The following is a 14,379-nucleotide window of genomic DNA, read 5'->3' on the forward strand; positions in this document are numbered from 1 at the left end:
TAACTCCCAATCGTTCGTTGCTTAAGCCGACCTGTTCGGCTTTTTTCTGTACGGTCAAGTGAAGACCGATTCGGCCTTGTCTGAAAGGCTAGTGCGACTATAAAACGGAAGGAGATGAAAACGAATGGAACGGAATGAGATCGTTCGAAAGATCATTGCCGCTCGTCGTCCACGTGATGAGTTTGCCCGGTTCGTCGTAACGTGCGTCAGTCAGCAGTTGAAGGAAACCCATGGAGATGTGGATGTGGAAATCATCGAGGCGGAGAGAGGTTACGATTCAGTGTGGTCAATCAACGGTCGAGAGGTCGTCGTGCTGCTCGAGACAGAAGAACTGAAGCGTGCAAAAGAACAGCCGTATGCGATCGACGATAAGCTCTGGCGGAGTTTTCGGCAAGAAGGAATCGTGAAATAAAACAAAGGATCTTGCGCATGATTAGCGCAAGATCCTTTGTTTTATATCCGGGATGATTCGTGACGTTTCGCGTATCGTAAGAGAAACGCAAGTGTCGCTAGGACCAGAACGAATAGACTGAAATAAAGCATAGCTGGAAGCAGAACGAACAAGCTGCCAGCAATCGGTCCAAGGATCGAACCAAGACTAAAGGCAATCCCTGCAAGCAAGTTGCCCGTCGGAAGAAGGTGTCGCGGTAACTGTTCCGTCATATAGGCGACACCAAGCGAGTACGTCGAGCCAAGTGCCATCCCGCTGACAGCAAAAATCGCAAACAACCAGCCGTAACGTTCGAAGACGAAGCAAGCAATCAGGAAAGCGACAGAGCCAATTGAAAGAACGGTTACTAACGTCCGACGTTTTCCGAAGTGATCAGCAAGTCGTCCAAGTGGAAGTTGCATGATCAACGAGCTGACGACGAATGTCGTGATCAAGGTACTCGTCTCAGATAGACCGTACCCGTTACGTGTCGCAAAAACGGGAAAACTGGCATTCAGTGTGGCTTCGAGAAAACCATATGTAAAGCCAGGGAGTAATGTGAACCACGCGGTCGATAGGACAAGTTTATACCGTGAGGCAGCGCTTTGCAATTCCTCCGGCATGACAGACGATGGTTTTTCGTTCGGCATACGCGATAACAAGATCAGGACGATGACCGTTAATGTACCAGTCAACACGAACGGTAGCCAGTTGATGACATCGACGAGAGGTGCTGCAAGAGGACCAAGAGCAAAACCAAGACCGAATGCCATCCCGTATAGTGACATCGTTCGTCCTAACCGTTCATTTGGAGTAATGGACGTCACCCAAACCTGTGATCCATAGTGTAACGTCTGATCACCAAATCCGACGAGGAACCGTAAAATCATCCAAGCAATGACGCTCGGAAGGAGTGGAAATAAGAAAACGGCCACTGCAACAAGAGCGAGTCCGAACGAGATGACCGGAATATAACCACGTCGTCGCAGTGGACCTTCCATGAGAGGGGCAGCGACGATGACACCAATGTATAGAACGGCAGCGCTGAGACCATTGATGAAGGCTGGAGTCCCTTGACGTTCAAGTAAAATAGAGAGCAATGGAATCAGCAATCCTTGCGTGAATCCGGAAATGAAGACGATTGATAAAATGAGAGCAAAACGACGTGACACGAGTAACGACGACCTTTCTTTTTTCTTTTAGCATAACACGCCCCGGTCTCTGAAACGAAAGACCGGGGCGTGCTTCATTTATTTTCTTGTTCAAAACGTGTCGGACGCGGCATATGCAGAAGATGTTCATCCCAATCTGTCTGATCGAACACTTCATCATGTTCGATGCTGTGTGAAGTACGAATCCCAACCATCATGACGAATAAGACCATGCTGAACGTACCGATGATTGCGACAATACCTACGAGCCATTCCATCCCGGTCACCCCTTTTTTTAGAAAACAGAATGTGTCTACTTTGTGACATTTTTCCCGGGACGCCATCGTTCAAAACCTATTTTTCATTCTTAAAGCCGGCTGGATTGTTTTGTGAAATCAATCTCAGGGTAATATGCGTTTTTCACAAGCGCATTTGGTCCAAGGCATTGCACAGCAGGACAGTGACACGACAAGCTTTTATTCAGTTCTGTCTCTTGCCACTGGGCATATGCATCGTTGAAGGACGTTTCGTGAATCGTACCGAGCGAAGCAAGTTCGTCGCCGAAATCGGTCACGATGATCTCACCGTCAAAGATGTTGACGTTAAGACGAGAACGACCATCTGGGTCATTGCGGACCGATACGTTTTTCTCCTGACGCAAGCGACGGTGCAATTCCAAATCTGCCTCTTCCATCGAACATGCATAGAAAGGAAGTGTTCCGAATAACATCCAGACGTCTTTATCCCGGACGTCGAGCAAACGGTGGATCCCGTCGCGGATTTCAGACAAGCTAGCTGCTTCGATCATTGACGCGAAGTCAGCGGGGTACATAGGATGCACTTCATGACGGACACAGCCCATATCGACGATTTCCTTATGGATTGCTTCAAGATGTGGCAACGTCCGCTTATTGATCATCGTCTCAGCAGACACGATGACACCTCGTGCATTCAGAACACGAGCATTCTCTTTCATCGTCTCGAAAAGCTTCGTCCGTGCTTCACGTGATGGTTTTCGTTCCATCATCGCAAAGCCACCATCGATGAAGTCATCGGCTGTTCCCCAGTTATGTGAGATGTGCAAGACATCTAGATAAGGAATGATTAATTCATAACGAGATAACGGAAGTGTTAAATTTGAGTTGATTTGGGTTTTAGCGCCACGTTCGTGGGCATACTTAAGTAAAGGGACGACATATTCCTTGACGGATTTCATCGAAAGCATCGGTTCTCCGCCTGTGATGGAAAAGGCACGCAGGTGTTCGATTTCATCCAGACGTTGAATGAGTAGTTCGACTGGGATTTCAGGTGACTCGCTACTGGATAACATGTAACCGACGGCGCAATGTTCACAGCGCATGTTACACAGTTTTGTCGTCGTGACTTCGATGTTCGTCAAACGGACGGTGCCGTATTGTTCAATGTCACGATAAGCTTCCCACGGATCGTTTGCGATCGTGATGGGTGATGATTGTGGCATAGGTACTCCTCCTTTTTAGTGCTCCACTTCGTATCGTATGCTAAAATAACGTCGGAATCCAGCGGAAGAAAGGAAGTCTGAATAATGGGAAAAGCAAGAACTGATAAACTTGGTCAAATGAATGTGCTAAAATCAAGGATGCAGCTTCTCTGTCATACAATCGATTCACTTGATGAATCATCAGATATCGAAGATTTGGAACGACTGATCGTATCACTAGATCAACTCAAGGCGAAGGTCGTTCGATATGCGAAGGATATGAAAGAACAAGAAGAAACGAAAAAAGCGGTAGATTGAGACCGCTTTTTCATTTGCACAAACGGAAAGGATGAAATCAATGGCAACAAAAATCAAATTAAAGACAGGTGAGATCCGTTCGGTCACGTGTTTACGGATGGGAATCAACGGTGAAGGGATTGCGACGCTCGAGCGACAAATCGTCTTCATCCCAGGATTACTCGTCGGGGAAACGGCACAGATCGAGATCACGGAAATTCATGCAAACTATGCGAATGCGAAAATCTTGAAGCGTGACGATCGTTCACCGGACCGCGTGACACCGCTTTGCCCGGTCTATAGTGTCTGTGGCGGCTGCCAATTACAACACATGAGTTACGACGGACAATTACGTTATAAGGAAGAGATGCTACGCAATGCTTTCTTAAAATCAACGAAATTGAATATCGAGAAAGCCGATATTCGTCCGACGATCGGTTCGAAAGAATGGGAATACCGCAACAAGTCACAATTCGTCGTCGGTAAACAAGGGAATGAAATCGTCAGCGGTCTCTATTCGGCCAATTCGAATCGTCTTGTCGCGATCGATGATTGTGTCGTTCAAAACAAAGAAACGCTTCGTGTCAACCAAGCTGTCACGAAACTGCTCAACGATTATAAAGTACCCGTTTACCATGCAGCAAAACAAGACGGTGTCATGCGACACATCGTCGTCCGGACAGGAATCAAAACGGGCGAAATTCAAGTCGTACTGGTTGCCTTTAAAGACGGCTTCCGTGATTTAGAAGGTTTGTCACGCGATATCATGGATATCCCGGGGGTCGTTTCGGTCGCGCTGAACATTAATGATAAGTTAACGTCACGTGTCTTCGGAGAAGAGACAGAAGTCTTGCGTGGCGTTGAACGGATCGAAGAAGAGATGGGCGAGTTCACGTATCAATTGTCTCCTCGTGCTTTCTTCCAGTTGAACCCAGAACAAGCAGAGCGGATGTATGAAGAGATTGCGCGTGCCGCTGCTTTGACAGGCGAAGAGCGTGTCGTGGATGCATACGCAGGTGTCGGTTCAATTGGACTCTGGATTGCTAAAGGAGCAAAAGAAGTCCGCGGTATGGAGATCATTGAAGAAGCCGTTGAAGATGCCAATGCGCACATGAAGCAATACGGATTCGACCATGCCCACTACGTCGTCGGTAAGGCAGAAGCGTGGATTCCACGTTGGGTCAAGGAAGGCTGGATTCCAGATGTCTTCATCGTCGATCCACCACGCTCAGGTTGCGATACACAATTGTTGAACGCGATGATCTCGTCTAAAGCGAAAAAAATCATCTATGTTTCGTGTAACCCGCAGACGCTTGCCCGCGATTGTGATCACTTGATGAAAGCGGGATACAAGGTATCGTACATTCAGCCGTACGATATGTTCCCACAAACAGCGCACGTTGAAGCAATCGTCGTGCTCGAAAAAAAGAAAAAGAAAAAGTTCTAAATAACAAGCCCGTATGCACTCCTTGCACGAGTGGACATACGGGCTTTTTATCATGTTTGCGAGGGATAACCGAACGTCGCGTCACACTCAGCAAAGCGTTCCTTTAATTGAGCAACACGGTCAGCGGGTAATGGACCACGTTCGATCAGTTGCTGATTCAATGCGAGGTGTTCTGGTCGAGACGTGCCGATGATAGCCGTCGTGATTCCTGGCTCAAAAACCGTGAAACGAAGTGCTGTCTCAAGCCAACTGGATTCTTCGAGGGGATAAGCGAGTTGTTGCGCACGTTCCCAGTAAGGTTCGACATACTGTCCGACCGGACGCTCCGTGAAGCGCCACGGGGCATTACCGATCGGACGCTTTGCGATGACTCCGTGATTCGAAAGCGTAGGTAGGACATCATCGACACGTTGGTCAAACAGATTAAACGATGTTTGGAAACTGTCGAAGCGATTCGTTTCGATAGCATATGTCAAGTCTTCCCGATCACCGGAATAAGCGATGACGCGAACTTTTCCAGCTTGTTTTGCTTGTTCAAGCGCTTCGATGACATCTCCTTGGGCGAGGATTTCTTGACTACAAGAATGTAAGTGTACGATGTCGAGATAATCCGTTTGCATCGTTTGTAAGGCTTGATCGATGCCACCATGGACCGCTTCAAAGGTCCAGTCCTGCGCACCGGGAACATCATAGCCGACTTTCGTCGACAGAATGACGTCGTGCCGACGATTCTTTAGAAATTGTCCGACGCGTTGCTCCGATAAGCCGTAGCCACGTGCTGTGTCGATCAGATTGATGCCGAGATCACGTGCTTGTTCGAGTAAATAAACTGCTTCGCGGTCCGTCATCTGTTTTGCGCCGATGTGACCGGCTCCGAACCCAAGCGGGGATACGAGTAGGTCGGATGTTCCAAAACGTCTTAACTCCATGAACGATACTTCCTTTCAGACCATCTGTAGTTTTATATCGATGATGTTCGTTTTTGTTGAATACGATAGATCAGATAACCAACGAGTGCCACGCCTGCAATCGACCATTGGACGATGGACGAGGATTGCATGAACTGATAAACGGCGAGCACTTCAAGTAACATGGCTGGAATTTTTCCGATCGTACTCGCAGTCAGGAAAAGTAGGATGGAAATACCACTCGCCGCACTTGCGATATTAACGATGCCAGACGGGACGAATGGTAACAGCCGCAACAAGATGATTGTCCAAAACGCTTCACGTCCTCGTTGTGCTTGCAGTTTTTGTTGTAAACGAGCGAATCGATCGGGAAGTGGGCGACGAAGGGCATACCGCAGTCCTTTTCGGTAAAGTAGGAACGCACAAACCGCACCTAAGACTTCACCGATGAAAGAGAGCAATGTGCCCATCCATAATCCGAAATAGACGAGATTCGCAGCGGTGACGAACGTACTCGGTAGGACACCAAGTACACTGACGACGACGCCGACCAAGACACTAACGAATGGAGCGAACGGTCCAAAGAGTTCAAAGGTTTGGATGACATGTTGTTCCATCATTCGAATCCATCCTCTTCATCCGGAAGAAGCGGTAACTCGATGTGGACAGTCGTTCCTTCTCCAAGAACGGAGTCGAACCGGATCGTCCCATCATGACGATCGATGATGTGTTTCGTGATCGCAAGACCGAGACCAGTGCCACCATCTTTCCGCGTCCGTGATTTATCGACACGGTAAAAACGTTTTGTCAGTCGATCAAGATGTTCTTCCGGAATGCCTTCCCCTTCGTCCTGGATAAGACAATGCGTCCGGTCGCCGATCGTTTCAGTCGATAAGAAAATCTGTTTGCCAGGCGGTGTGTACCGTAAGGCGTTATCGAGTAAATTGCCGAAGACTTGCTCAAGGCGGTCCGTATCGCCTAAGACAATTTGATCTGGATCGAGGTTCATCACGAACGTGACTCCTTTTGACTGGGCGATGGGTTCCATCCGGTAGATGACATCTTCAAGTACTTGACTGAAGACAAGCGGTTGCTTCGACATCGGATAGGAATCGCGCTCGAGTTGAGCGAGATCGAGCAGATCATTGACGAGACGTTGCAGACGTTCCGTTTCCCGCTCAATAATTTGGTAATACTGCGCACGCTTTTCTTCCTCAAGCGAATCATCCTGCATCATCTCTGTGTAACCACGGATGTAGGAGAGAGGTGTTCGCAATTCATGACTGACGTTCGCGAGGAACTCTTTCCGCTGCTCGTCAACTTCCCCGAGCGATTCCGCCATCTTGTTTAACGTTTCTGCGAGTTCTCCGATCTCATCGTCCGATTGAATCGGAATCCGGTAATCAAAGTCACCTTGTGCATAAACAGTCGAGGCGCGCTTCATGTCGATCAACGGACGGATGATCGTATCGATGATTTGTCGTCCGAAGATGACGAGATTCAAGACAATCAGTCCGATCATGAAGAAGATCATCAAGCGGAGTGGGCGGAATGGTTCACTGATTTGCCCAAGTTCCAGGTACAAGATCAGCGTACCAACCAGTCGATTGTTTTCGATGATCGGAAACCCGGTCATCAAAATATCCGTTCCTTCAATCGGATGGGTCCGACTGGAGACGATGGTTTCACCGTTTCGAAGTTCTTCGATATCCGCATTCGTCAAAAAGCGCAGTCCAGCTGGATTTTTCTTCAGGAAATCGATAAAGAAGACTTTCGATTCCGTCAACTCATTCGTATAAGTCATTCCATCGTAAAAAGCACCAGATAATCCTTCAGATTCATAAATGTTGATCAGCTTTTCGCCTCGGTTCAATAAGATATCTTCCTGCGTTTGAAGATAGAATCGATCGTAGAGGTAGAACGTCAACAAGACGAATAAAATGGCGGAAAAAACGCTTGTGAACCAAATCGTGATCCAAATCCGGCGCCGGATCGTATAGCGCTTAATCATACTTCCTCGAATTTATAACCGATGCCCCAGACCGTTTGAATCGAGCCACCAGCTTCCCCGAGCTTTAAGCGAAGTGTTTTGATGTGTGTATCGACCGTCCGTAAGTTCCCGATATAGTCCGCACCCCAGATTTGATCGAGTAACTGTTCGCGAGAAAAGACCTTATCATTGTTTTGAGCGAACAGATGCAGCAAATCAAATTCCTTACGCGTCAGACTGACCGGTTTGCCATTGACGTGGACACTCCGACTTTCAGTGTCGAGTTCAAGCATGCCGAGCGTCAGGGTAGCCGATTGATCAACTGTAAAGCGATGAGAACGACGAAGAGTCGCTTCGATGCGAGCAAGCAATTCTCGAGGGCTGAATGGTTTTGTGATATAGTCATCAGCTCCGATTTTCAGACCGTGAATACGATCGAGCTCGTCCGAACGTGCCGTCAGCATGATGATCGGAACGTTTGAGAATTCACGGATGCGCATACATGCTGTCAAGCCGTCCATTTCCGGCATCATGACATCGAGTAGAACGAGATGGAATGTATTTTGTTGAATGAGATGGATCGCTTCTTGTCCGTTAGAAGCTGTCATCGTCGTGTAGTGTTCTTTTTCAAGATTCGAGACGAGAAGGTCACGCATTTGTGCTTCATCATCTACTACGAGAATGTTAAACGATTCTGGCATTAGTCTTCGCTCCATTTCCTGTAGAAGAAAGTGTTTCTTCCATAAAGATGAGTTTTCTTATTTATCATACCATTTCAAACTTTAGAAGCGCATGTGTGGACACAAAAAAGCATGAGAGACAAGGCTCTCATGCTTCGAGTTGTTGGTGATCGTATAGTGTTTCGAGCTCCCGACCATGAATGTACATGTGGAAACTAGATTTTGAGACTTCATATAGCGTGAACTGTGTCTCGCCGGCATTCAATTGCTCAAGAAGCGCAGGGCGCAACTCATCCGCGCAGAACGCATACGGCAATTTTTCAGCTGCTTTTTGTGACCGAATATTGCTTTTGCGAATTTTCATGAAGACACTTTCATATCCAAGCTCGAAGAACAGCTCAGAGAAGAAGGCTTCTTTCGCTAAATGATTGTATCCTTTACCATGATACGGTTTACCTAACCATGTACCGAGAAACCCATATTGTCCTTCGATATCGAGTAAACTAATCGTACCAATCGGTTGATCGAATTCATCTAGGATGGTACGTGATACGATTTCACCACGTTCTTCCTCTTCGATTGCCTGCTTTGTAGTAAACAGAAATTCATCAAAGTACCGTGTTTTTTGGCGGACGTACGGATATACGTCTTGATGCTGCATCAGTTCGAACAAATCAGCGCAGTCGCTCAGCTCCCGTTGCTTGAGCATACTTCCATTCCTCCTTTTAGGACCGCAAGAATGATTGTCGAAAGCTACCTGTCTGACTCGTTTGAACCGCGCATGGTATGCCTTCTTCAGTTGTCGGATAAGATAATATTACCTTCTTTTTTTAAAATTGCAAGAAAATAATTTTTGTGAAAAAAGATACAAAAACAAGATGTTTTCCGTAAGCGTCTAAAACCCCCGAAAGGTGCAAAAAACACCTGGCGGGGGTGGAGTTAAGTCAAGTTCAGTTGAGCGTGTTCAAAAATGATTTTTCCGTCAATCATCGTCATGAGAGGCTTCGCTAAATAGTCGAGTGGAAAGTGACTCCACAGGACGAGATCCGCGTCTTTTCCGGTCTCGATCGATCCGACACGATCGTCCACACCGAGCGAGCGGGCGGGATGAATCGTGATCGCGCGTAAGGCGATATCGACCGGTAGACCTTCTCGTGCGGCAAGACCAGCGCAGAGGTTCAAGTATTGGACAGGTGTGTACGGATGATCGGTCGTGATGGAGATTTCGAGACCGTGTTCATGGAGAACCCGGTACGTTTCCCATGTTTTATTCTTCAGTTCGATTTTAGACTTCCGCGTGAATGTCGGTCCAACTGTCACTTTTTCGATCGGCAATTGCTCCATTTCTTTTGCGACGAGATGACCTTCCGTACAATGTTCGATACGTAAATCAAGATCAAACTCTTCCGCGAAGCGAATAGCGGAAAGGATATCATCTGCTCGGTGCGCATGTACACGAAGCGGCATCTTATGATCAAGGACCCGTTTGATCATCTGATGAGCGAACGTTTCGGAAACTCGTTGTGTCCGAACTTCAAGAAAGGCTTCGCGCAACATCCCCATGATGCCCATCCGTGTGAGTTCACCGGCACGGCCAGCACTATGGACACGCTTCGGGTTTTCACCGAGTGCCACCTTCAGACCCGCATACTTTCGAAGAATCATATCATCGATGAACCGTCCGTGCGTCTTGATGACACTCGTGACGCCACCGATGATGTTCATGCTACCAGGCATGACTTGAACGGTCGTGATCCCGTGTTCGACGGCTTCCTTAAAGCCTTCATCCAGCGGATAAACGCCATCAATGGCACGTAGATGAGGAGTCATCGCGAAAATCGTCTCATTCGCATCATTTCCGACGGTTCCGGTACCTTCGTCATATAATCCGAGATGTGTATGGGCATCGATGAAACCGGGCAATAAAAAGTGACCTTCTGCTTCAATGACTTGATCGTTTTCTAAATGATCCAGTAATTCACCGATTTCAATGATTTTCCCATCACGAATGCGGATGTCCCCATAAAAACTGTCCGAAGTAATCGGATAGATATGTGCATTTCGAATTAAGATATCCAAGTATCGTCCACCCCTGTACTAGTTTGAATGCTCGATTGCTCGCAATGCATCCTTTAGTTCAGCATACCGAAACTTGTATCCGTTTTCGAGCGCTTTTTTCGGAACGACACGAGCTCCTTCTAGTACAATCGTACTCTTTTCACCGAGTGCGAGTTCTAACGCGAAGCGTGGCGCCGGGAGCCAGTGTGGGCGATGTAAGACTTTTCCGATCGTCTGTCCGAAACGCCGCATCGTCTCCGGATGCGGAGCAGTGATGTTCATTGGTCCTTCGACTGTCGGGGTCTCAAGTGCGAATATGAATAAATCGACTAAATCGTCGATGTGGACCCAGGAGACCCACTGTTTTCCGTCGCCCATCGTTCCACCGCCAAACAAGACATAGGGCAGGCGCATTAACGGATAAGCGCCACCGGCTTTCGTTAGGACGACACCGATTCGTGGATGGACAAGTCGAATGCCAGCGTCAGCAATCGGGCGGGCAAGGTCTTCCCAGGCGACACAGACATGACTTAGGAAGTCAGCGGTCGGTGGAAGGGGTTGATCTTCGGAAAATGTTTGATGCCGATCTTGTCCGTAAATGCCAACCGCAGATGCAGACAATACGACATTCGGCTTTTGATCGAGTGCTTCAACGATTCGAACGAGCTCCTTCGTCGTGCTGACGCGACTGTCGAGAATGACACGTTTTCGTTCATCCGTCCAACGTCCGTCGTTGATCGAAGCGCCAGCCAGATGAATGAATGCATCGACGCCCTCTAAGTGCTGTTCCGGTTTTGCGTCTTCTGTCATCCACTTGATATATGTGACCTGCGCGTCATTCGCTTTCGGATGACGCGTTAAGATAAAGATGTGATGTCCTTGATCTAGTAAACGCTTCGTCAAGGCTTGACCAATCATACCAGTTCCGCCGGTAATCGCAATGTTCATGTAATCCATCCCCCCTGAAATAAGCAAAAGTGGCTTCTTTCCATTTGTTCCCGTTCCATGGTTTCACTCAAACATAGACCTGCCTGTTCATGATATCGTAGAACTACCGAATCAGGTTAGGGGAGGGAACGACATGAAGATCAAACGGATCTCGACACAGAAGAAGAACAGCGAACGATTCAACATCTATGTCGAGCGTGAGGGCAAAGAGGAATACGCCTTTGCCGTAGATGTGGATATTTTAATCAAATACAATCTGCAACGCGATAAGGAGCTCGATGACGACTTCGTCAAGGAAGTACTGACGGCTGAGGAACAGCAGAAGGCATATCGTCTCTCATTGAATCATTTATCATACCGGATGCGGGCAACAAGTGAGGTCGTCACGTATTTGACGGAAAAAGAGACACCGGAGCATGCGATTAAACATGCGATCGATCGATTGACGGAGCAACGCTATCTGGATGATCAACAGTTCGCGCTTGCTTATACGGCGACGAAAAAAGCAACGACACCACAAGGACCAGGAAAGATTCGCCGTGATCTAGAAGTATTGAAGATCCCAAAGACAGCAATTGATGAAGCAATCGCGACGTTTACGGATGAAGAGGAATATGAAAAAGTCCTGAAGTTTTTGCGGCAAAAGCAAAAAGAGCTTCAACAGCGTTCTGTACGCGAATTGACGCAAAAGCTACAGATGACACTCATGCAGCGCGGGTTCTCGTCCGATTTGATTAAAGCGGGCATTGAAGAGGTATTTTTAGCTGAAGAAGGTGACGAAGAAGAACAGGCGGCACTTTATCAAGCACGCAAGTATTATCCGAAGTACCGGCAACTCGAACCGTTTGAACGCGAACAGAAGGTGAAGCAAGCGCTCGTCCGAAAGGGATTTCCGTACGGTCTGGCAGCTCAAGTCCTCGAACAAATCAAAGAAGAAGAGGCGGAATAATAAAAGCAAGATGAAAAATTGACAATTATCCGACAATTGTGCTATTCTACGCACAGACTAAGAAAAGGAGGAACCGTCCTATGAAAAAGCCAATTGGTTTCACACACATCCAACAGCTGAATATGACGGAGACTCTTGAGCACGTATAAGTAATTCATTTCATGTGCGAGCAAGGGGATTCGTCTCCCGAGCGCGCAGACGAACAAGAATGCATCATGCCCATTTCAAGGCATACTGATTCTCGGACTGCATCCGGAAATCCGTATGCCTTTTTGCGTGCTCGGAAAAAACACTTCATTTCACAGTAAAGGGGGGACCCTCATGCGTTTATTTCGGCAATTGAGTTGGTTTCTAAAAGAACACAAATCATCTTACCTCGTAGCAGTCGTCTTACTGATTATCACGGGCTTCATCGATTTAACGCCGCCGTGGTTGATCGGAAAAGTGATCGACGGTTTACGCTCAGGTTCGATGGACCGAACGACACTCTTACAGTATGTCGGTGGATTAACGGTCATTTCCATCGTTTCCTTCATCTTGACGTATCTGTGGTTAGCGAAATTATTCGGAACGGCATTTTTATTAGAACGGACACTTCGGAGTCGCTTCTTTACGCACTTATTGAAACTGACGCCGACGTTCTACCAAAAGAATCGGACGGGAGACTTGATGGCGCTCGCGACGAACGACTTGAAGGCGGTCGAGCGGACAGCCGGATTTGGTGTCTTGACGCTCGTCGACTCGTTGAACATGACGGCAATCACCCTCGTCGTCATGGGGGTGGCGATCGATTGGAAGCTGACACTTGCTGCCTTGTTACCGATGCCACTTCTCGCCTACGCGATGAATAAGCTCGGAAGTCAAATTCACGGACGTTTCATCACTGCCCAGGATTCATTCGGAACGATGAATGACCAAGTTGTCGAGTCGATTTCCGGACTGCGTGTCATTCGCTCGTTCGTCCAAGAACCGGTCGATGTCAAACGCTTCGACGATGTCACGACGGATGTCTTTGAGAAAAACATGCACGTCGCAAAAATCGATGTCTTATTTGAACCGATCATCAAGCTGCTCGTCGGCTTCAGTTATTTGATCGGCTTATCGTTCGGGACATATCTCGTCTTTACGAACGACATCACGCTCGGACAATTGGTCGCCTTTAACATCTATCTCGGGATGCTGATTTGGCCGATGTACGCCTTTGGCGAATTGATCAACGTCATCCAGCGTGGAACAGCAAGTCTTGACCGCTTAGAAGCAACGATGCGAGTCAAACCGTTGATTGCTTCGACACCGCGGGAACACGTCGATCGCCCTGAACGGATCGAGATGAACGATTTGACGTTTACGTATCCAGAGACAGCCCATCCGGTCTTACGAGATTTGAATATGACGATCGAACAAGGAACAACGATCGGGATCGTCGGACCAACCGGATCCGGTAAAACGACGTTCTTGCGTCAATTCCTACGTGAGTATCCGATTGGACGGGACATGCTGACGGTCAATGGCATACCGTATGAAGATGTTGCGCTAGAGACGGTTCGCGGTTGGACGGGTTATGTGTCACAAGAACATTTACTATTCTCGAAATCCGTCCGGGACAATATCTTGTTCGGTGCAGGTGAAGCGACAGAAGAAGAATTGCAGGAAGCGATTCGTCTCGCATCCTTTGAAAAAGACATTGAAACGCTCGAACAAGGACTTGAGACGATGGTCGGTGAACGTGGCGTCACGTTGTCAGGCGGACAAAAGCAACGTCTATCGATCGCGCGGGCGATGTTAAAAAAACCAGAGTTGCTGTTGCTGGATGATTCACTATCAGCGGTAGACGCGAAAACGGAATCACATATCATTGATTCGATTCGATCGAATCGTCACCAATCCACGACATTAATTGTTGCCCATCGTTTGTCGGCAGTGGCACATGCGGACGAAATCATCGTCTTGCAAGATGGAATGATTTCTGAACGAGGAACACATGACAGCCTGATGGCACAAAATGGCTGGTACGCTCAACAATTCGAGCGACAAAGTGAAGAGATGTAAGGAGGTGCCTCTG

The 14,379-nt window shown here is 47.8% G+C and carries 14 protein-coding genes and 1 pseudogene; 5 read left to right on the forward strand and 10 right to left on the reverse strand.

Annotated features, from left to right (window positions below):
- Positions 1-124: 124 nt before the first annotated feature.
- Complete coding sequence (locus P401_RS0101235; protein ID WP_029340892.1) at positions 125-412, forward strand: hypothetical protein; 288 nt, start codon at positions 125-127, stop codon at positions 410-412.
- 41 nt (positions 413-453) lie between these two features.
- Here P401_RS0101235 and P401_RS0101240 read toward each other — a convergent pair.
- From P401_RS0101240 to yfkAB, 3 genes and pseudogenes are all read right to left on the reverse strand, one after another.
- A pseudogene (locus P401_RS0101240) lies at positions 454-1,605 on the reverse strand (MFS transporter); the annotation flags it as partial.
- A 71-nt stretch (positions 1,606-1,676) separates the two neighbouring features.
- Positions 1,677-1,859: a hypothetical protein gene (locus P401_RS0101245; protein WP_029340894.1), complete on the reverse strand. Its 183-nt coding sequence runs from the start codon at positions 1,857-1,859 to the stop codon at positions 1,677-1,679.
- An 89-nt stretch (positions 1,860-1,948) separates the two neighbouring features.
- Positions 1,949-3,061, reverse strand: coding sequence for a radical SAM/CxCxxxxC motif protein YfkAB (gene yfkAB, locus P401_RS0101250; protein WP_029340895.1), 1,113 nt, complete (start codon positions 3,059-3,061; stop codon positions 1,949-1,951).
- Positions 3,062-3,145: 84 nt separating this feature from the next.
- On the opposite strand from yfkAB, the gene P401_RS0101255 reads away from it, so the two are divergent.
- A complete protein-coding gene (locus tag P401_RS0101255; RefSeq protein WP_023467294.1) occupies positions 3,146-3,358 on the forward strand; it encodes an SE1561 family protein in 213 nt (70 codons plus the stop codon).
- A 40-nt stretch (positions 3,359-3,398) separates the two neighbouring features.
- Positions 3,399-4,784, forward strand: a complete 1,386-nt coding sequence (gene rlmD / locus P401_RS0101260) for a 23S rRNA (uracil(1939)-C(5))-methyltransferase RlmD (protein ID WP_029340896.1) — start codon at positions 3,399-3,401, stop codon at positions 4,782-4,784.
- 50 nt (positions 4,785-4,834) lie between these two features.
- Here the strand turns inward: rlmD and P401_RS0101265 are convergent, their stop codons facing one another.
- The 7 genes from P401_RS0101265 to P401_RS0101295 all read right to left on the reverse strand — a co-directional run bounded on the left by P401_RS0101265 (position 4,835) and on the right by P401_RS0101295 (position 11,368).
- Positions 4,835-5,713, reverse strand: coding sequence for an aldo/keto reductase (locus P401_RS0101265; protein ID WP_029340897.1), 879 nt, complete (start codon positions 5,711-5,713; stop codon positions 4,835-4,837).
- Positions 5,714-5,745: 32 nt separating this feature from the next.
- Positions 5,746-6,312, reverse strand: a complete 567-nt coding sequence (locus P401_RS0101270; protein ID WP_051656218.1) for a TVP38/TMEM64 family protein — start codon at positions 6,310-6,312, stop codon at positions 5,746-5,748.
- Complete coding sequence (locus tag P401_RS0101275; protein WP_051656219.1) at positions 6,309-7,703, reverse strand: sensor histidine kinase; 1,395 nt, start codon at positions 7,701-7,703, stop codon at positions 6,309-6,311. The genes P401_RS0101270 and P401_RS0101275 overlap by 4 nt, the downstream gene beginning before the upstream one ends.
- On the reverse strand, positions 7,700-8,383 hold the full coding sequence (locus tag P401_RS0101280) for a response regulator transcription factor (protein WP_023467299.1): 684 nt from the start codon (positions 8,381-8,383) through the stop codon (positions 7,700-7,702). The genes P401_RS0101275 and P401_RS0101280 overlap by 4 nt, the downstream gene beginning before the upstream one ends.
- A 127-nt stretch (positions 8,384-8,510) precedes the next feature.
- Positions 8,511-9,071 carry a GNAT family N-acetyltransferase gene (locus tag P401_RS0101285; RefSeq protein ID WP_023467300.1) on the reverse strand — a complete coding sequence of 187 codons (561 nt, stop codon included), beginning with the start codon at positions 9,069-9,071 and terminating at the stop codon, positions 8,511-8,513.
- A gap of 230 nt (positions 9,072-9,301) precedes the next feature.
- Positions 9,302-10,441, reverse strand: a complete 1,140-nt coding sequence (locus P401_RS0101290) for an amidohydrolase (protein ID WP_029340900.1) — start codon at positions 10,439-10,441, stop codon at positions 9,302-9,304.
- 18 nt (positions 10,442-10,459) lie between these two features.
- On the reverse strand, positions 10,460-11,368 hold the full coding sequence (locus P401_RS0101295) for a TIGR01777 family oxidoreductase (RefSeq protein ID WP_029340901.1): 909 nt from the start codon (positions 11,366-11,368) through the stop codon (positions 10,460-10,462).
- 133 nt (positions 11,369-11,501) lie between these two features.
- Here P401_RS0101295 and P401_RS0101300 point away from each other — a divergent pair, with 133 nt between their 5' ends.
- Both P401_RS0101300 and P401_RS0101305 read left to right on the forward strand, forming a co-directional pair.
- Positions 11,502-12,317, forward strand: a complete 816-nt coding sequence (locus tag P401_RS0101300; protein ID WP_029340902.1) for a RecX family transcriptional regulator — start codon at positions 11,502-11,504, stop codon at positions 12,315-12,317.
- A 321-nt stretch (positions 12,318-12,638) separates the two neighbouring features.
- Positions 12,639-14,366: an ABC transporter ATP-binding protein gene (locus P401_RS0101305; RefSeq protein ID WP_029340903.1), complete on the forward strand. Its 1,728-nt coding sequence runs from the start codon at positions 12,639-12,641 to the stop codon at positions 14,364-14,366.
- Positions 14,367-14,379: the final 13 nt, after the last annotated feature.

The organism is Exiguobacterium acetylicum DSM 20416 (genome assembly GCF_000702605.1).
In the GTDB taxonomy this organism is placed as follows: domain Bacteria; phylum Bacillota; class Bacilli; order Exiguobacteriales; family Exiguobacteriaceae; genus Exiguobacterium_A; species Exiguobacterium_A acetylicum.

Bases quoted from the DNA above. Each gene is read 5' to 3' on its own strand.
- yfkAB (WP_029340895.1), bottom strand. From the start codon at position 3,061: ATGCCACAATCATCACCCATCACGATCGCAAACGATCCGTGGGAAGCT.
- P401_RS0101275 (WP_051656219.1), bottom strand. From the start codon at position 7,703: ATGATTAAGCGCTATACGATCCGGCGCCGGATTTGGATCACGATTTGG.
- P401_RS0101255 (WP_023467294.1), top strand. From the start codon at position 3,146: ATGGGAAAAGCAAGAACTGATAAACTTGGTCAAATGAATGTGCTAAAA.
- P401_RS0101300 (WP_029340902.1), top strand. From the start codon at position 11,502: ATGAAGATCAAACGGATCTCGACACAGAAGAAGAACAGCGAACGATTC.
- rlmD (WP_029340896.1), top strand. From the start codon at position 3,399: ATGGCAACAAAAATCAAATTAAAGACAGGTGAGATCCGTTCGGTCACG.
- P401_RS0101305 (WP_029340903.1), top strand. From the start codon at position 12,639: ATGCGTTTATTTCGGCAATTGAGTTGGTTTCTAAAAGAACACAAATCA.
- P401_RS0101235 (WP_029340892.1), top strand. From the start codon at position 125: ATGGAACGGAATGAGATCGTTCGAAAGATCATTGCCGCTCGTCGTCCA.
- P401_RS0101245 (WP_029340894.1), bottom strand. From the start codon at position 1,859: ATGGAATGGCTCGTAGGTATTGTCGCAATCATCGGTACGTTCAGCATG.
- P401_RS0101295 (WP_029340901.1), bottom strand. From the start codon at position 11,368: ATGAACATTGCGATTACCGGCGGAACTGGTATGATTGGTCAAGCCTTG.
- P401_RS0101265 (WP_029340897.1), bottom strand. From the start codon at position 5,713: ATGGAGTTAAGACGTTTTGGAACATCCGACCTACTCGTATCCCCGCTT.
- P401_RS0101280 (WP_023467299.1), bottom strand. From the start codon at position 8,383: ATGCCAGAATCGTTTAACATTCTCGTAGTAGATGATGAAGCACAAATG.
- P401_RS0101285 (WP_023467300.1), bottom strand. From the start codon at position 9,071: ATGCTCAAGCAACGGGAGCTGAGCGACTGCGCTGATTTGTTCGAACTG.
- P401_RS0101270 (WP_051656218.1), bottom strand. From the start codon at position 6,312: ATGATGGAACAACATGTCATCCAAACCTTTGAACTCTTTGGACCGTTC.